The sequence below is a fragment of the Streptosporangium amethystogenes genome (assembly GCF_000721075.1).
GTDB classification, from domain to species: domain Bacteria; phylum Actinomycetota; class Actinomycetes; order Streptosporangiales; family Streptosporangiaceae; genus Streptosporangium; species Streptosporangium amethystogenes.
The window spans coordinates 207,712-223,539 of the sequence record NZ_JOEQ01000024.1 but is presented as its reverse complement, the minus strand read 5'-3'; the positions used below and the strand labels follow the sequence as shown (position 1 = coordinate 223,539).

Annotated in this window: 20 protein-coding genes; 16 read left to right on the top strand and 4 right to left on the bottom strand. The window is 70.9% G+C overall.

Annotated features, from left to right (window positions below; all coding sequences use genetic code 11):
- Nucleotides 1-94: 94 nt before the first annotated feature.
- Nucleotides 95-595, bottom strand: a complete 501-nt coding sequence (gene ybaK, locus IG98_RS0129740; RefSeq protein WP_030919497.1) for a Cys-tRNA(Pro) deacylase — start codon at nt 593-595, stop codon at nt 95-97.
- Nucleotides 596-694: 99 nt separating this feature from the next.
- Between ybaK and hisD the strand changes: the two genes are divergently transcribed.
- The 11 genes from hisD (at nt 695) to IG98_RS0129685 (ending at nt 8,656) form a co-directional block, all read left to right on the top strand.
- Nucleotides 695-2,002, top strand: coding sequence for a histidinol dehydrogenase (gene hisD, locus IG98_RS0129735; protein WP_030919495.1), 1,308 nt, complete (start codon nt 695-697; stop codon nt 2,000-2,002).
- Between the two features lie 38 nt (nt 2,003-2,040).
- Nucleotides 2,041-3,111, top strand: coding sequence for a histidinol-phosphate transaminase (locus tag IG98_RS0129730; RefSeq protein WP_030919492.1), 1,071 nt, complete (start codon nt 2,041-2,043; stop codon nt 3,109-3,111).
- Complete coding sequence (gene hisB / locus IG98_RS0129725; protein WP_030919489.1) at nt 3,108-3,728, top strand: imidazoleglycerol-phosphate dehydratase HisB; 621 nt, start codon at nt 3,108-3,110, stop codon at nt 3,726-3,728. Before IG98_RS0129730 ends, hisB begins: the two co-directional genes overlap by 4 nt.
- A 28-nt stretch (nt 3,729-3,756) precedes the next feature.
- Nucleotides 3,757-3,912 (top strand): hypothetical protein, encoded by a 156-nt coding sequence (locus IG98_RS52045; RefSeq protein WP_169750204.1) that lies wholly within the window; start codon nt 3,757-3,759, stop codon nt 3,910-3,912.
- Nucleotides 3,906-4,541 carry an imidazole glycerol phosphate synthase subunit HisH gene (gene hisH / locus IG98_RS0129715; protein WP_037971573.1) on the top strand — a complete coding sequence of 212 codons (636 nt, stop codon included), beginning with the start codon at nt 3,906-3,908 and terminating at the stop codon, nt 4,539-4,541. Before IG98_RS52045 ends, hisH begins: the two co-directional genes overlap by 7 nt.
- 18 nt (nt 4,542-4,559) lie before the next feature.
- A complete protein-coding gene (locus IG98_RS0129710; protein WP_030919485.1) occupies nt 4,560-4,901 on the top strand; it encodes a hypothetical protein in 342 nt (113 codons plus the stop codon).
- Nucleotides 4,902-4,905: 4 nt separating this feature from the next.
- The gene (gene priA, locus IG98_RS0129705) at nt 4,906-5,628 is read left to right on the top strand and encodes a bifunctional 1-(5-phosphoribosyl)-5-((5-phosphoribosylamino)methylideneamino)imidazole-4-carboxamide isomerase/phosphoribosylanthranilate isomerase PriA (protein ID WP_030919482.1); all 723 of its coding nucleotides are present in this window, start codon (nt 4,906-4,908) and stop codon (nt 5,626-5,628) included.
- A gap of 10 nt (nt 5,629-5,638) precedes the next feature.
- Nucleotides 5,639-6,409, top strand: a complete 771-nt coding sequence (gene hisF, locus IG98_RS0129700) for an imidazole glycerol phosphate synthase subunit HisF (protein ID WP_030919479.1) — start codon at nt 5,639-5,641, stop codon at nt 6,407-6,409.
- Nucleotides 6,410-6,478: 69 nt separating this feature from the next.
- Nucleotides 6,479-6,814, top strand: coding sequence for a 2Fe-2S iron-sulfur cluster-binding protein (locus tag IG98_RS53645; RefSeq protein WP_051753129.1), 336 nt, complete (start codon nt 6,479-6,481; stop codon nt 6,812-6,814).
- Nucleotides 6,815-6,932: 118 nt separating this feature from the next.
- Nucleotides 6,933-7,466, top strand: a complete 534-nt coding sequence (locus IG98_RS0129690; protein WP_030919473.1) for a SigE family RNA polymerase sigma factor — start codon at nt 6,933-6,935, stop codon at nt 7,464-7,466.
- Complete coding sequence (locus IG98_RS0129685; protein ID WP_030919468.1) at nt 7,463-8,656, top strand: TolB-like translocation protein; 1,194 nt, start codon at nt 7,463-7,465, stop codon at nt 8,654-8,656. Before IG98_RS0129690 ends, IG98_RS0129685 begins: the two co-directional genes overlap by 4 nt.
- Before the next feature lie 40 nt (nt 8,657-8,696).
- On the opposite strand, the gene IG98_RS0129680 is transcribed toward IG98_RS0129685, so the two are convergent.
- The 3 genes from IG98_RS0129680 to IG98_RS52040 form a co-directional block, all read right to left on the bottom strand.
- Nucleotides 8,697-10,103, bottom strand: a complete 1,407-nt coding sequence (locus IG98_RS0129680) for a glutamine synthetase family protein (RefSeq protein ID WP_030919465.1) — start codon at nt 10,101-10,103, stop codon at nt 8,697-8,699.
- A 101-nt stretch (nt 10,104-10,204) separates the two neighbouring features.
- On the bottom strand, nt 10,205-10,777 hold the full coding sequence (locus IG98_RS0129675; RefSeq protein WP_030919462.1) for a hypothetical protein: 573 nt from the start codon (nt 10,775-10,777) through the stop codon (nt 10,205-10,207).
- Between the two features lie 316 nt (nt 10,778-11,093).
- Nucleotides 11,094-11,255 (bottom strand): hypothetical protein, encoded by a 162-nt coding sequence (locus IG98_RS52040; protein ID WP_169750203.1) that lies wholly within the window; start codon nt 11,253-11,255, stop codon nt 11,094-11,096.
- A 362-nt stretch (nt 11,256-11,617) separates the two neighbouring features.
- On the opposite strand from IG98_RS52040, the gene IG98_RS50940 reads away from it, so the two are divergent.
- The 5 genes from IG98_RS50940 to IG98_RS0129645 are packed head-to-tail and all read left to right on the top strand — an operon-like array spanning nt 11,618 to nt 15,809.
- The gene (locus tag IG98_RS50940) at nt 11,618-11,821 is read left to right on the top strand and encodes a hypothetical protein (protein WP_157594592.1); all 204 of its coding nucleotides are present in this window, start codon (nt 11,618-11,620) and stop codon (nt 11,819-11,821) included.
- Between the two features lie 58 nt (nt 11,822-11,879).
- On the top strand, nt 11,880-13,121 hold the full coding sequence (locus IG98_RS0129660; RefSeq protein ID WP_030919459.1) for an NAD(P)/FAD-dependent oxidoreductase: 1,242 nt from the start codon (nt 11,880-11,882) through the stop codon (nt 13,119-13,121).
- On the top strand, nt 13,118-13,804 hold the full coding sequence (locus IG98_RS0129655; protein WP_030919456.1) for a DUF1365 domain-containing protein: 687 nt from the start codon (nt 13,118-13,120) through the stop codon (nt 13,802-13,804). The genes IG98_RS0129660 and IG98_RS0129655 overlap by 4 nt, the downstream gene beginning before the upstream one ends.
- Nucleotides 13,801-15,018 (top strand): SAM-dependent methyltransferase, encoded by a 1,218-nt coding sequence (locus tag IG98_RS0129650; RefSeq protein WP_030919452.1) that lies wholly within the window; start codon nt 13,801-13,803, stop codon nt 15,016-15,018. The genes IG98_RS0129655 and IG98_RS0129650 overlap by 4 nt, the downstream gene beginning before the upstream one ends.
- Nucleotides 15,018-15,809 carry a DUF1295 domain-containing protein gene (locus IG98_RS0129645; protein ID WP_030919449.1) on the top strand — a complete coding sequence of 264 codons (792 nt, stop codon included), beginning with the start codon at nt 15,018-15,020 and terminating at the stop codon, nt 15,807-15,809. The genes IG98_RS0129650 and IG98_RS0129645 overlap by 1 nt, the downstream gene beginning before the upstream one ends.
- The last annotated feature ends 19 nt before the right edge of the window (nt 15,810-15,828 follow it).

The window sequence follows — 15,828 nt, the reverse complement described above, 5'->3', positions numbered from 1 at the left end:
GCTTCTCTTCGAACATGGGCAAGATCCTGCCAGGGGCACACGGGCGACGAGGACCAGTTCGACTTCAACCCGGTGAACCTATGCGGTCACGGCACTAGCCGCTCTTGCCGATGGGCGCGGTGACGGCCCCGGTGAGGCGCACCAGCTCCGAGGGGGAGGTCTCGATCTGCAGCCCGCGCCGGCCGGCGGAGAAGTAGATCGTCGGAAAGTCCAGCGCGGAGGCGTCGACCACGGTCGGCAGCCGCTTGCGCTGTCCCAGCGGGCTGATGCCGCCGACCACGTAGCCGGTCACCCGCTCCACCTTGGCCGCGTCGGCCATCGCGGCCCGCTTGCTCCGCAGCGCCGCCGCGAACGCCTTGAGATCGAGTTTGCCCGCCACCGGCACCACCGCGACGGCCAGACCGCCCTCCACCTCGGCCACCAGGGTCTTGAAGATCTGCCCGTACGGCACGCCGAGGGCGTCTGCCGCCTCCTCGCCGTAGGCCTGCGCGTTCGCGTCGTGCTCGTAGGGGTGCAGGGTGAAGTCGGCTCCCGCCTGGGTCAGGGCCACGGTCGCGGGGGTTCCCTGACCGCCCTTGCTCTTGCTCTTGCTCACGGAGGAAGAGTAGCGGCTGGTTAAAATCTACATAGTAAAGGCGCTGTCCGGATAATGGACGCGACGATACCGGGTGGCGGACCTCCGTAGACTGAACGGGTGATTTCGCGTACCGATCTGCGAGGCCCTCTTCCCGAGGACCTTCGCGACGTGCTGCCCCGCGCCGACCTCGACGTCGAAGCCGCCCTGGAGAAGGTGCGGCCCATCTGCGACGACGTGCATCATCGTGGGGTCGCCGCGGTGCGGGAGCTGACCGCCAGGTTCGACGGTGTCGAGCTGGAGTCCACCCGGGTGCCGGCCGAGGCGATCTCCGGGGCGCTGGAGGGGCTCGACCCGAAGGTCAGGGCGGCCCTGGAGGAGTCGATCCGCCGCGCCCGCCTCGTCCACCGTGACCAGCGGCGCACCGACGTCACCACCCAGGTCGTGCCGGGCGGCACCGTCACCGAGCGCTGGGTGCCCGTCGACCGGGTGGGGCTGTACGTCCCCGGCGGCCGGGCGGTCTACCCCTCCAGCGTGGTCATGAACGTCGTCCCCGCCCAGGAGGCGGGGGTGGCCTCCCTGGCGGTCTCCTCGCCCGCGCAGCGCGAGTTCGGCGGATGGCCGCACCCGGCCATCCTGGCGGCGTGCGCGCTGCTCGGTGTGGACGAGGTCTACGCGGTCGGCGGCGCCCAGGCGGTGGCGATGTTCGCCTACGGCACCGAGGAGTGCCCGCCGGTCACCATGGTCACCGGCCCCGGCAACATCTGGGTCGCCGCGGCCAAGCGCCTGCTCAAGGGCCGTATCGGCATCGACTCCGAGGCGGGTCCGACCGAGATCGCGATCCTCGCCGACTCCACGGCCAACCCGGTGCACGTGGCCGCCGACCTGATCAGCCAGGCCGAGCACGACACGATCGCCGCCGCCGTGCTCGTCACCGACTCGGTGGAGCTGGCCGAGGCCGTCGAGCGGGAGCTGCCCCGGCAGGTCGCCGCCACCAAGCACACCGAGCGGATCACCGAGGCGCTCTCCGGGCGCCAGTCCGGCATCCTGCTGGTCGACGACATGGAGGCGGGGCTGCGCGTCGTCGACGCCTACGCCGCCGAGCACCTGGAGATCCACGCCGCGGAGGCGTCCGCGCTGGCCGCCCGGGTCCGCAACGCCGGGGCGATCTTCGTCGGGGCGTACGCGCCGGTCTCGCTGGGCGACTACATGGCCGGTTCCAACCATGTGCTGCCCACCGGCGGCTGCGCCTGCCACTCGTCGGGGCTGTCGGTGCAGACGTTCCTGCGCGGGGTGCACGTCGTCGACTACAGCCGCGAGGCGCTGGCCGGTGCCGCCGCCCACGTGTGCGTGCTGGCCGACACCGAGGACCTGCCGGCGCACGGTGCGGCGATCAGGGCGCGGTTCGCCTGGGAGGTGCCCTCGTGAGTGCCCTGCCCTTTCCGGTTCGAGGTGGAGATCCCGTCGTGAAGCTCGAAGACCTGCCGATCCGAGACGATCTCCGGGGGCGCACGCCGTACGGTGCCCCCCAGATCGACGTTCCGGTCAGGCTGAACACCAACGAGAACCCCTACGGGCCCTCGGCCTCGCTGGTCGCCGAGCTGGCCGAGGCCGTACGGGGCGTCACCGCCGACCTCAACCGCTACCCCGACCGCGACGCGCTCGACCTGCGCCGGGAGCTGGCCGCCTACCTCGGTCACGGCCTCGCCGCGGAGCAGGTCTGGGCCGCCAACGGCTCCAACGAGGTGCTCCAGCAGATCCTGCAGGCCTTCGGCGGTCACGGCCGCGCCGCGATGGGTTTCGAGCCGTCCTACTCGATGCACCCGATCATCACCACCGGTGCCTCGACCGAGTGGATCTCCGGGGCGCGTGAGGACGACTTCGGGATCGACCCGGGCAAGGCGGTCGCCGCGATCGAGGAGCACCGGCCCGACGTCGTCTTCCTGACCTCGCCCAACAACCCGACCGGTACCGCCCTGGGCCCGGAGGTGATCGCCCGGATCGTCGAGGCGGCGCCGGGCATGGTGGTGGTGGACGAGGCCTACTTCGAGTTCGCCCGTACCGGCACCCCGTCGGCGCTGACCCTGCTGCCGGACAATCCCCGGCTGATCGTCACGCGGACGATGTCCAAGGCGTTCGCCATGGCCGGCACCCGGCTCGGTTACCTGGCCGCCCATCCGGCGGTGGTCGAGGCGTTGCTTCTGGTCCGCCTGCCCTACCACCTGTCCACGCTCACCCAGACGGCGGCGCGCGTCGCGCTCGCCCACCGCGCCGAGCTGCTCGGCGCGGTCGACGCGCTGCGGGCCGAGCGCGACGCGATCGTGGACTGGTTGCGCGCCCGGGGGCTGAAGGTCGCCGACTCGGACGCCAACTTCGTGTTGTTCGGGCTGTTTCCGGACCGGCGCGCGGTGTGGCAGGGCCTGCTGGATCGCGGGGTGTTGATCCGCGAGGTGGGACCGCCCGGGTGGCTGAGAGTGTCCATCGGAACGACCGAGGAGATGGCGGCGTTCCGCGCCGCCCTGGAGGAGATCCTGTGAGCATCACTGCCGGCGGCGAGGCCGCACCGCGTCGCGGTCGCGTCGAGCGCGTCACCAAGGAGACCTCGGTGCTGGTCGAGGTCGACCTCGACGGCACCGGGAACGTCGAGGTGTCCACCGGTGTCGGGTTCTTCGACCACATGCTGAACCAGCTCGGCAAGCACGGGCTGTTCGACCTGGTCGTGAAGACCGAGGGTGACCTGCACATCGACGCCCACCACACGATCGAGGACACCTCGCTCGCGCTGGGCGCCGCGTTCCGTGAGGCTCTGGGCGACAAGTCGGGCCTGCGGAGGTTCGGCAACGCCTCCTGCCCGCTGGACGAGTCGCTGGCGGAGGTCACGGTCGACCTGTCAGGGCGGCCGTACCTGGTGCACAGCGAGCCCGAGGGCATGGCTCCGATGATCGGTCCGGAGTACGACACGACGATGACCAGGCACATCCTGGAGTCGTTCGTCGCCCAGGCCGCGATCTGCCTGCACGTGCGCGTGCCCTACGGCCGCAACGCCCACCACATCGTGGAGGCGCAGTTCAAGGCCCTGGCCAGGGCGCTGCGGGCGGCATCCGAGCGTGACCCGCGTGCCACCGGGGTGCCGAGCACGAAGGGCGTGCTGTGATTCTTCCCGACGGGAGGGGGACGCGACCGTGAGTGACAACTGGTCGGCCATGGTGATGGCCTTCGTCGCGCTTTTCCTGGTGGGTGGGATCGTCTCATTCCTCAAACAGGGTTTGAAGAAGGGCGCGGTGCTGCTCACCGCCCTCGCGGCCCTGGCGACCACGGCGGCGGTGCTCTGGTGGTGAAGAAGGTAACCGTTCTCGACTACGGCTCGGGCAACCTCCGTTCGGCGGAGCGCGCGCTGGCCCGGGTCGGCGCGGAGGTCACGGTGACCGCCGACTACGAGGCGGCGATGGAGTCCGACGGGCTCCTCGTCCCCGGCGTGGGGGCGTTCGCCGCGTGCATGGCCGGGCTGCGCGCGGTGCGAGGTGAGCGGATCATCGCGCGGCGCCTGGCGGCCGGGCGGCCGGTGCTGGGCATCTGCGTCGGCATGCAGATCCTCTTCGAGACGGGCGTCGAGCACGGTGTCACGACCGAGGGCTGCGGGGAGTGGCCGGGCACGGTGGAGTCCCTGGAGGCGCCGGTCCTGCCGCACATGGGCTGGAACACCGTCAAGGCGCCTGCCGGCACCGTGCTGTTCGCCGGGCTCGACGCGGACAGCCGCTTCTACTTCGTGCACTCGTACGGGGTGCGAACCTGGGAGCTCCAGCCGGGACCCGGGTTCGCCGACCCGCTGGTCACCTGGGCCGAGCACGGGGTGCCGTTCGTCGCGGCGGTGGAGAACGGACCGCTGATGGCCACCCAGTTCCATCCGGAGAAGTCGGGCGACGCCGGAGCGCAGTTGCTCACCAACTGGCTCGGGACCGTCGGGTGAGTTTTTGATGGGCCTTTGATGAGTAGGGAACGGGCCCGGCGCAGGGCCGAGCGGGAGGCCGAGCAGGCGCGCTTGGCCGCGCTGCGCGCCGAGCGGGAGGCGCGGCTGGCGCGGCGGCGCGAGCGCGTCGGCAAGGTGACCGCGTTGCTGCCGGGCAGGCCCGTCCGGATCGTCTCCCAGGGGGGCATCAAGGCCCGCCGCCGCCGGGCGCAGAACGGCGTCGCGGCGGTGCTGTTCCTGATCGTGCAGGTGATCGTCTGGCTGCTGTGGTCCTCCTGGGCGGCGCGGTTCGGCGTGCTCGTGCTTTCCTTGCTGTTCGTTCCGCTTTTTCTCACCCTTGTCTTCGACCGGAGGTCTTGAACAGATGTCGCTTGAGCTGCTCCCCGCCGTGGACGTCGCCGACGGTCAGGCGGTCCGCCTGGTCCAGGGCGCGGCCGGCACCGAGACGTCGTACGGCGACCCCCTGTCCGCGGCGCTCGCCTGGCAGGAGGCCGGCGCCGAGTGGATCCACCTGGTCGACCTCGACGCGGCCTTCGGCCGGGGCAGCAACCGCGAGTTGCTCGCCACGGTGGTCGGCGCGCTGGATGTGAAGGTGGAGCTGTCCGGGGGCATCCGTGACGACGTCTCCCTGGAGCTCGCGCTGGCCACCGGCTGCCGCCGGGTGAACATCGGTACCGCGGCGCTGGAGAACCCCGCCTGGTGCTCAAAGATCATCTCTGAGTACGGTGACCGGGTCGCGATCGGTCTCGATGTCCGGGGGACCACCCTGGCCGCCCGGGGCTGGACCCAGGAGGGCGGTGACCTGTGGGAGGTGCTGGCCCGGCTGGAGAAGGACGGCTGCTCCCGCTACGTCGTCACCGACGTCACGAAGGACGGCACGCTGCGCGGTCCCAACCTGGACCTGCTCCGCGAGGTCTGCTCCCGCACCGACAAGCCGGTGGTCGCCAGTGGCGGGGTCTCGTCCCTGGAGGACCTGCGCGCGCTGGCCGCGCTGGTCCCGATCGGCGTCGAGGGGGCCATCGTGGGCAAGGCGCTGTACGCGCAGGCCTTCACCCTCGAAGACGCCCTCGCCGCCGTCCGTTCGTGAGGAGTCGTCGATGAGTGTCGCGGTACGAGTGATTCCCTGCCTGGACGTGGACGCCGGGCGGGTGGTCAAGGGTGTCAACTTCGAGAACCTGCGTGATGCCGGAGACCCGGTCGAGCTGGCCCGCCGCTATGACGCGGAGGGGGCCGACGAGCTGACGTTCCTTGACATCACGGCCTCCAGCTCCGACCGGTCGACGATGTACGACGTGGTCAGCCGGACGGCCGAGCAGGTGTTCATCCCGCTGACCGTGGGCGGGGGAGTGCGCTCGGTCGAGGATGTCGACAGGCTGCTGCGGGCGGGCGCGGACAAGGTGGGGCTGAACACCGCGGCGATCGCCAGGCCCGAGCTGCTGACCGAGGCGGCGCGGCGGTACGGGGCGCAGTGCATCGTGCTCTCGGTGGACGCCCGCCGGGTCGTCGACGGGCCGCCGACGCCGTCCGGTTTCGAGGTGACCACGCACGGCGGTCGCCGGGGGACCGGGATCGACGCGGTGGAGTGGGCCCGGCGGGGCGCCGAACTGGGGGCGGGGGAGATCCTGCTCAACTCGATGGACGGTGACGGGACCCGGGACGGCTACGACCTGGAGATGATCCGGGCGGTACGGGCCGTGGTGTCGGTTCCGGTGATCGCCAGTGGTGGTGCGGGTTCGGTGGCCGATTTCCCTCCGGCGGTGGAGGCGGGGGCGGACGCCGTGCTGGCGGCGTCGGTGTTCCACTTCGGGCAGTTGAAGATCGGTGATGTGAAGGACGCTTTGCGGGCGGCGGGGCACCCCGTCCGCTGACGTCGTTCGGTTGACTGGCCGGGTCTGTTTCGCCTTGCCGGTCGGCGTGGTTCACGCTGCGGCGGTCCGGTGTTCCGGGCGGCCGTCGTGGCGGGGGTCTGGTCGTTCAGGCCTCCGGCCTGCTCGGGCGCCTGGGGTTGCGCCTTCTGGTACGCCGCCCGTAACACCGGCCCGCCTCCGTCGGCGGGCCGCGACGGTGAGCCGCATTCGCTGCAGCGGGCGTTCTCCGCCGAACACGCGCTGCAGTGCGGTTTCTGCACGCCGGGGTTCCTCATGCTCGCCGTCGCCGCGCCGGAGTCCGACCCCGCGATCGTCGACGACCCGGAGCGGCTGCGGGAGCTGCTCACCTCCAACCTGTGCGAACCCATCCGGCGCGCGATCGAGAGCGCGGCCAAGGCCCTGTAGTGGTTCGTTGGCGTTTCCCGGCTCCTGGGTCGCAGGTTCGCGCAGGTCGTTTAATTCGGGTCTGCCACCCAACCTTCCTGCTCCTCGTCGGCGTTTGTACCAGTCGGGAGGAGAAATATTGGATCGCAATGACAGCTTCCGTGAATTCGTGGACGCTCACCAGCAGTCGTTGATGCGCACGGCGTACCTGCTCACCGGAGACGCGCATCTTGCCGAGGACCTGCTGCAGAGTGTCCTGATTAAGATCATCAGGCGTTGGTCGAAGGTGCTGAGCCTTGACAGGCCTGAGGCGTACGCGCGGAAAGCGCTGGTGAACCAGTACATCTCATGGCTGCGGCGCCGGAGCGGGAACGAACTTCCGCGGGCCGACCCGCCCGAGGTGGCCTATTCGAGCGAGGACTCCACGGTCATCCGGATCGTCGTGCGCCAGGCGCTCCTGCGACTGCCCCCGAAACAGCGCGCGGTGATCGTCCTGCGTTTCTACGAGGACCGCACCGAACGTGAGACCGCCGAGCTGATGGGCTGTTCGGTCGGCACGGTCAAGAGCCAGGCCCATCAGGCACTGAACCGTTTACGAGCCCTGGCGCCGGAACTGGCCCCCAAGTTCTCCGCACTGGAAGATCAGGCCGATACTCAGGAGGCACACCGATGACCTGGCTGCGGCAGGTGCTCGACGACATCGCCGAAGACTCCCCGAGGGTGGATCTGGCCGAGCGGACGATCAGAATCCACGAACGCAGGCGCCGGACCGTCACCGCACTCGTCGCGGCCGTCACGGTCACCGTCATCGTGCTCGGCGCGACAGCCGGGGCGCGGCTGCTGCCCACGGAACGGCAGGACTCCTCCGGGACCGGCGGAGTCGCCGATCTGCCGGACCGGGGAGTGGGCCCGCTGAGCCACGCGTACAAGACCTTCTGCAACCCGTCCGAAGGCACGGCCCCGCCGGACTGCAGGGACGGCGCCTGGCGGGTGGTCACCCGCGCGGGGAGGACCTACCACGTTCCCGACGCGCTGACCGGCTTCAGCAGCCCGCTGGCGATCAGCCAGGACGGGCGCAGGATCGCCTACTACGCCGTCAAGGAGGGCACCTTCAAGGTCCGTGAGCTGGACAGCGGCGGCGAGTCGGCGGCTCCTGTCAAGATCCCCACAGCGTGGCTCGGCTCCGTCTCCCACCTGCTGATGTCCGACGACGGCCGCTTCCTGGCGTTCACCAAGCGTCCTCCCCTGAAGGACCCGGCCATGCTGATCGACATGCGCGAGCGGATGACCCGGCCGCTGCCGAACGGGGGGAACCCCATCGGCATCTCCAAGGACGGCGACACCGTGATGCTGGCGGAGTATTCGCCCAAGTCCCGCCTGCAGATGATGTCCCACCTGTGGACGACGTCCACGGCCGGAAACCAGGTCGCGGTCACCCTCCCGCGGGCCTACAAGTTCGGCGCGCTGGCTCCCGACGGCGAAACGGTCGTCGGACTGGAGAACCGTATGACCGTCAACTCCAAGCCGTGCCTGACGGGCGCCCTCGCACACCTGGACGCGAGGACCGGCAAGGTGCGCCGGAAGGTCACGGTGAGCGGCCTGCCCACCAAGACCCACAACGTCTCCCTGCGCGCCTGGCTGAACCCCAGGGAGATCACCGTCATCGCCATTCCCAACCCGGTGTGCACGGGCAAACGGCTTCCCGACGCGGATGACGCCCCGGCCACGACGACGGATCCGCCCTATGTGACCGTCACCGCCTACGCGCTGAACGTCGGAACCGGCAAGGCGCGGCGAATCGGCGGCTACACGGCGCAGGACTTCTTCGGCCTGGTCCTGCCGGGTCACGAGGGGACGCTCTGACGGCATCCGGGCCGGGTGGTGTTTCGGTTCGGGAAGGCGGTCAGAAGACCCGGAAGTGGTGGAACAGTTCGTAGGCGGCGTCGTGGGCGGCGAAGGAGCGGGCCTCGGAGCGTTTGACGGCGAGGTAGGCGGAGGCGCGCAGCGGGCCGAGGGCGTGCATGAGGACGTCGTCGGCCTCCAGGGCGTCCAGGGCCTCGTCCAGGGAGGCCGGCAGGCGGGGGACCTGACCGGTGGGGAGGGTGGCGGGGTCGACGTTGACGGGGGCGCCGGGGTCGAGCCGGCGGCGGATGCCGTCCAGGCCGGCGTGGATGACGGCGCCGAGCGACAGGTAGGGGTTGGCCGAGGAGTCGGAGGGTTTCAGCTCCAGGTTGGTGGACGCCGCGGCGTCCTGGCCGGTGGGGGAGCAGATGCGCACCGCGGCCTCGCGGTTGTCCATTCCGTAGCAGGCGTACGCGCTCGACCATGCCCTCGGGGTGAGACGCCGGAAGCTGTTCACCGAACCGCAGGTCAGCGCGGTGAGCGCGGGCAGGTGGGCGATCAGGCCGCCGATGAAGTGGTAGGCCGTGACCGACAGGCCGTACCGGTCGGAGGGGTCGGCGAAGATGTTGGTGCGCAGGGCGGGGTCCCAGAGGGACAGGTGCAGGTGGGTGCCGTTGCCCGCCTGGTCGGCGAGGGGTTTGGGGGCGAGGGAGGCCCACATCGACATGCGGGTGGCGACACCCCTGACGGTCTCGCGGTAGATCAGGTGGTTGTCGGCGGCGTGCAGGGCGGGGGCGTGGCGGATCGACAGCTCCTGCTGGCCGTGGCCCAGTTCCGGGTGGTAGTGCTCCACCAGCAGGCCCTGGCTCTCCAGGGCGTGGACCAGGGTCGTCGCATAGTCGTGGGCCTGGTTGAAGCCGGTCGTCGAGTAGCAGAGGCTGTCGTCGGCGGGGACCAGGCGGTCCAGGCCGCCCTCGGGGTCGGGCTCGCGGCGGCCGAGGGTGAACTCGGGCTCGAAGGCGGCGACGAGGATCCGGCCCTCGTCGGCCAAGGCGGCCATCGCCTCGCGCAGGAAGGTGCGCGGACAGGCGGGCCAGGGGGAGCCGTCGACCTGGCGCAGGTCCGACAGCATGGCGGCCGAGCCCGGGGCGTAGGGCAACTGGACGAAGGTGGCCGGGTCGGGGATAAGACGGACCTCGCCGACCGGGCCGAGCCCCTTGACGTCCTGGAGTTCGTCGAGCATGTTCATCGCCATCATCGCGACGGTGTGCCCGATGCCGGTACGGAGCCGTTCGGCCAGCAGGGAGTGGGAGGTGGCCTTACCCCTGATCACGCCGCCGTGGTCGGCGTACAGGAAGCGGATCAGTTTGATGCCGTCGGTGTTGACGCGTTCGGTGACACGTTCGATGACGCGCCGTGTCGCGGCGTCGAGCGTGCCGGCCCCGCCGGCGTTGTGATGATCTCCCACGCTGTCTGCGTAACACGTCTCCGGGAGGAGCGGAAGCACCTTGGTGTTTCCGCTGAATCGGTTCGTGGAGATCCAGCATGTTTTGTGGTGGAACCGCGCTACTACCGGGCGTTCGGCGCCGCGGGGTCGGCCGCGGGGAAAGAGGCCGAGGGGAAAGAGGCCGGGGGGAGCGGGTGGGCGCAGCGGCAGGTGATGGTGATCGTCACCGCACCGGTGGCGCAGGTGCCGGAGGGAGTGCACGCCTCGACCGGGACCGTCCAGACGCCGGGCACCCGGGAGGCGCCGCCGAGCAGGCCGTCGGCGTCGAGCGTGATCCCGGCGGGCAGCAGGGTGGGGTCGGCCACCCTGAAGCCGAGCGGCGCGCCGGTCGGGTCGGCCAGGGTGATCCGGCCCTTCAGTGGCCGGTCGACGGGGGCGCCGAAGTGGCCGAGGAACGGGTGGGCGGAGGGCGGTAGGGGAGCGGCGCCCCGTACGACGGGCCGTCCGGCCGCCGTCCCCGCCGTTGCCGAGCCCTCGGAGCCGGACGCCGAGGTGGAGGCCGGTGATGGGGCGGGGGACGGTGCCCGGACGGACGTAGGGGTCGCGAAGGCGACCTGTGAGGTCGCCGGTAGGCCGAACGTGACGGCTCCGGCGATGAGCGACCCGACCAGGGAGAAACCCCGAGTGCCCCGCATGAACGATCTCCCCGTACGAGAAACGGACCTTCCCCTCAAGGTGCCGGAAAGATCATCAAGGGAGTGCCGTGATGTTTCCCGTGGTCATCCATGATCGGGTCAGGGCGTTCGCCGCACGGCTCTGGGCGGCGGGTGGGGGTTTCGTCGGGGGCTCACGGGCAGGGGGGTGGCCTGCGACGATCCTCGTGATGTGCTCTCGGGATCGGCGAAGCGGACGGTGCGGCGGTTCGGTGCCGGGGGGAGTGTGGCGCTCCCCCGTGGATCGGCCGGGAGCGCGGATGACATGGCTCGGGGCGGGTGGGTTCCCGCCGGTCGGTCAGCTAAGTACTCGTGTCACGAACAGAGCCAACTGGTCTGCTCCCCTCACGATCCCGTCGAAGACTCCGTTGACCGCGCCCGCCGCCTCGGCGGGCTTGGTGAACAGATAGAAGACCACGAACGCTACCCCGAGGTAGGTGAGGACCTTCTTGACCTGCATGGGGGCCTCCTGGCAGTTCCAATCCCAGCCGTATATACCCGAATTTTATCGATCTTTGGCATCTGCGGCCCGGGTGGCTCCCGGATTTTGATGATCATACCCATCCCACAGGGGCAAACCATGGTCTGGTCGCGAGTTTGGCATAGGTCACACCAGCCATCGTGCGGTGGCTGAGGCGCTCCTGTCCAATCCTCACAGCCAGGTATACCGGTAGGGCTAGGGGCGGGCGGCGGGATCGCGGATACCGGTGTGCGCAACCCCTGCCGAAAAAACCAGGGGAACTTGGTGGCCTGTGGCATCCGGGTGCCCCGGGGCTCCGAATAAAGGGGCGAACCGACCCGGGAGGCCCTGTATGACTCGATTTGTCTGCACGGTGCTCCCCCTGCCCGGCGGGCGTGCTCGCCGTCCTGCGGATGATCCCCTTCGAGCGGGCCGTGCGCGGACACGACGTCGTGGTCCCACGGTCGAGATTCCGGGCGCGTGGCCGGAACGGCGAGGAGACCTCGCCGGTGGCGGCCCCGCGCGAGACCGTCGAGCGGCTCGGCGGCCCCTCGGCCTTCCGGTGAGCCACCGCAGGATCGCCTCAACTGACGGTGTGATTTGCCCTGTTATGAGAGGACATTGATGGAGAGGCGCAGGGTCGCCGTCGTGGGCAGCGGGGTGGCCGGGCTGACCGCGGCGTACGTGCTGCAGCGGAGCGACGACGTCACGGTGTTCGAGGCCGACGAGCGGATCGGCGGGCACGCCCACACCCACGACGTGCCGTCGGGCGACGGCCGCACGCTGGCGGTGGACAGCGGGTTCATCGTGCACAACGAGCGGACCTATCCCCACCTCATCCGGCTCTTCGCCGAACTGGGCGTGCGGACCCAGCCGTCCGACATGAGCATGTCGGTCTCGTGCGGGGGCTGCGGCCTGGAGTACGCGGGCGGCAGGAAGGCGCCCGGCCTGTTCGCCACGGTCTCCAGCCTGACCCGCCCCGCCTACCTGAGGATGCTCGCCGAGGTGCCGCGCTTCCACCGGCTGGCCCGCGCGGCGCTGGAGCGCGGCGACGACCGCACGCTGGGGGAGTTCGTCGCGGGCTTCTCCCCCTACCTCGTCGCCCACTTCGTGACCCCGCTGGTGTCGGCGGTCTGGTCGTGCCCCCCGTCCGTCGTCGGGCGCTACCCGGCGCGCTACCTGTTCGCCTTCCTGGCCAACCACGGCATGCTCAGCGTCTCGGGCTCCCCGAAGTGGCGTACGGTCACCGGGGGCTCGCGCGAGTACGTCGAGCGGATCGCCAAGTCCCTCACCGCCGTGCACACCTCCACTCCGGTACGGGCACTGCGCCGCACCGGTGCGGGAGTCGAGTTCCAGGCCGACGGCGCCGTGCACCACTTCGACGCGGCGGTCGTCGCCACCCACCCCGACCAGGCACTGCGCCTGCTGGCCGACCCCACCCCCGACGAGCGCGACATCCTGGGCGCGTTCGCCTATTCCCGCAACCCGGCGACCCTGCACACCGACGCCTCGGTGCTGCCCGGGGCGCGGCGCGCGCGGGCCTCGTGGAACTACCGGATGGACTCGTGCGCGGCGGGTGCGGACGGGGTGCGGGTCACCTACGACATGAACCGGCTGCAACGGCTGGGCGCGCCCGAGGCGCACCTGGTGAGCCTGGGCACCGAGATCCCCGACGAGCGGGTGATCGCCAGGATGGTCTACGAGCACCCGGTCCACACCCCCGAGTCGGTCGCCGCCCAGGAACGGCTGCCCGGCCTCAACGACGGGACGGTCGTCTACGCGGGCGCCTACCACGGCTGGGGCTTCCACGAGGACGGCTGCCGCTCGGGCGTGCGCGCGGCCGAGGCGCTCGGGGCGCGCTGGTGAGCGCGCCGGACGAGGCCGCGCTGTACGAGTGCGTGATCACTCACGCCCGCTCGGCACCGGTGCGCAACACCTTCGGCTACCGCTCCTACATGTGGCTGGTGGACCTGGACCGGCTGCCGCGCAACCGCCTGCTGGCCGCGTTCCACGCGCGCGACCACGCCGGCGACCCCGCGCTGAGCATCAGGGAGAACGTCGAGGTCTTCCTGGCCGCGTGCGGGATCGTCGCGGGCCGGATCAGGATGCTCACCCACGCCCGGGTGCTCGGCCACGTGTTCAACCCGCTGACCGTCTACTGGTGTGACACCGCCGACGGCCTCGCCGTGGTCGCCGAGGTGCACAACACCTACGGCGGGCGCCACCGCTACCTGCTGCGCCCCGGCGAGAGCGAGGTGGCCAAGGAGTTCCGCGTCTCGCCGTTCAACGGCGTGGACGGCCACTACCGGCTCAGCCTGCCCGAGCCCGGTGAGCGGCTCGCGCTCAGCGTCGTGCTGCACCGCGAGGGTCAGCCGCCCTTCGTGGCGGGGCTGCGCGGGCGCCGCCGCCCGGCGACCGCGGCCTGGCTCTACCGGCTGGCCGCCAGATACCCGATGGCCCCCCTGGCGGGCAGCGCCAGGATCCGCCGCCAGGGCATCTCCCTGTACCTGCGCGGCCTCAAACCAATTCCCTCGGGAGGGTCCAGATGACCGCGACGACCGGACACGCCCCCGTGTTCTGGCCAGACATCCGCACGGTTCCCACCTCGCGTCCGCGCGGCGCGATCGCCCGGTTGCTCTTCCTGAGCGCCGTACGACGGCTGCCCCTGACCGTCGAACTGCCCGGTGGGGAGCGGCTCGGCACCGGCGGCCCGGTGATGCGCCTGCGCCGCCCCGCCGACTTCCACCGCAGGGTCGGCGCCTCGGGACTGATCGGCTTCGGCGAGGCGTACATGGCGGGCGACTGGGAGGCCGACGACCTGCCCGGGGTGCTCACGGTGCTGGCCGGGCGGCTGACCACGCTGGTACCGCCGGCGCTGCAGCGGCTACGGCGGCTGGCCGTGCGCCGGGTGCCCGGCGACCAGCGTGGCGCCGAGGCGGACACCCGGCGTAACGTGCGTCGCCACTACGACCTGTCCAACGAGCTGTTCGCCGAGTTCCTGGACGAGACCATGACCTACTCGGCCGCCCTGTTCGACGGGCCCGCGTCGTGGCAGACGCTCGCCGGCGCCCAGCGGGCCAAGATCGACAGATTGCTCGACCAGGCGCGGGTCGGTCCCGGCACCCGGCTGCTGGAGATCGGCACCGGCTGGGGCGAGCTCGCGCTGCGCGCCGCCTCGCGTGGCGCGGCCGTCACCACCGTCACGCTCTCGCAGGAGCAATGGGCGCTGGCCGGTGCGCGGGTCGCGGAGGCGGGGCTGTCGGACCGGGTGGAGATCCTGCTGGCCGACTACCGCGAGGTGGACGGGAGCTACGACGCGATCGTCAGTGTCGAGATGATCGAGGCGGTCGGCGCCCGCTACTGGCCCGTCTACTTCCGCACGCTGGAGGAGCTACTGGCCCCCGGCGGCCGGATCGCGATCCAGGCGATCACCATGCCGCATGACCGGATGCTGGCCACCCTCGACACCCACACCTGGGTGCAGAAGTACATCTTCCCCGGCGGCATGCTGCCCTCGGTGCGAGCGGTCGAGGAGAACCTCGGGGGGCTGCGCGTGCTGGATCGCCTCTCGTTGCGCGAGGACTACGCCGAGACGCTGCGGCTCTGGCGCGAGCGCTACCTGGAGCGCGTCCACACCATCGGCGCGCTCGGCTTCGACGAGGTCTTCCACCGGATGTGGACGCTCTACCTCGCCTACTCGGAGGCGGGTTTCCGGTCGCGCTACCTGGATGTCTGGCAGCTCACTCTAGGGAGGGAATCGTGATGTTCTGGTGGTCCCTGGCGGCCTCGGCCGCCGCCGTCGCGGTACTGCTGGCGCTGACCCTGGCCGTGGCACTGCGGGTGGGCCGGCACTCGGTGATCGACGTGGCCTGGGGGCTCGGGTTCACGCTCGTCGCCCTGGTCTGCTACCTGCTGTCGGACGGGGATCCGCTGCGGCGGCTGCTGGCGCTGGCGCTCACCGCGATCTGGGGGGTCCGGCTGGCGGTGCACATCGGGCGGCGCAACGTCGGCGAGGGCGAGGATCCCCGCTACGAGCGGATGCTCGCCCGCGCGCCCGGCAGCCGGACCTGGTACGCGGTCCGCGTGGTCTACCTCATCCAGGGCGCCACCCTGCTGTTCGTCTCGCTTCCGGTCCAGGTGGCCATGTTCGGCACCGAGCCGCCGGGCCGAATCGCCTGGGCGGGGGTGGTCGTCTGGCTGGTGGGGTTCGTCTTCGAGGCGGTCGGCGATCGGCAACTCGCCCGCTTCCGCGCGGACCCGGGCAGCAGGGGCAAGGTGCTGGACACCGGGCTGTGGCGCTACACCCGTCACCCCAACTACTTCGGCGACGCCTGCGTGTGGTGGGGGCTGTTCCTCGTCGCCGCCGACCAGTGGCCCGGTGTCCTGACGGTGCTCTCCCCGGTGCTCATGACGTACTTCCTGGTGGCCAAGACCGGCAAGCCGCTGCTGGAGAGTCAGCTGTCGCGCTCTCGGCCGGGCTACGCCGACTACGTCCGCCGCACCAGCGGGTTCCTCCCGCTCCCGCCGAAGGCCCCGCGCCGGAACGTGGGCTGATCGGGCCCGTACGGCCAGG

Bases quoted from the DNA above. Each gene is read 5' to 3' on its own strand.
- priA (WP_030919482.1), top strand. From the start codon at position 4,906: ATGTCGCTTGAGCTGCTCCCCGCCGTGGACGTCGCCGACGGTCAGGCG.
- IG98_RS0129710 (WP_030919485.1), top strand. From the start codon at position 4,560: ATGAGTAGGGAACGGGCCCGGCGCAGGGCCGAGCGGGAGGCCGAGCAG.
- IG98_RS0129650 (WP_030919452.1), top strand. From the start codon at position 13,801: ATGACCGCGACGACCGGACACGCCCCCGTGTTCTGGCCAGACATCCGC.
- IG98_RS0129645 (WP_030919449.1), top strand. From the start codon at position 15,018: ATGTTCTGGTGGTCCCTGGCGGCCTCGGCCGCCGCCGTCGCGGTACTG.
- IG98_RS52040 (WP_169750203.1), bottom strand. From the start codon at position 11,255: ATGCAGGTCAAGAAGGTCCTCACCTACCTCGGGGTAGCGTTCGTGGTC.
- hisF (WP_030919479.1), top strand. From the start codon at position 5,639: ATGAGTGTCGCGGTACGAGTGATTCCCTGCCTGGACGTGGACGCCGGG.
- IG98_RS0129685 (WP_030919468.1), top strand. From the start codon at position 7,463: ATGACCTGGCTGCGGCAGGTGCTCGACGACATCGCCGAAGACTCCCCG.
- IG98_RS0129675 (WP_030919462.1), bottom strand. From the start codon at position 10,777: ATGCGGGGCACTCGGGGTTTCTCCCTGGTCGGGTCGCTCATCGCCGGA.
- IG98_RS0129660 (WP_030919459.1), top strand. From the start codon at position 11,880: ATGGAGAGGCGCAGGGTCGCCGTCGTGGGCAGCGGGGTGGCCGGGCTG.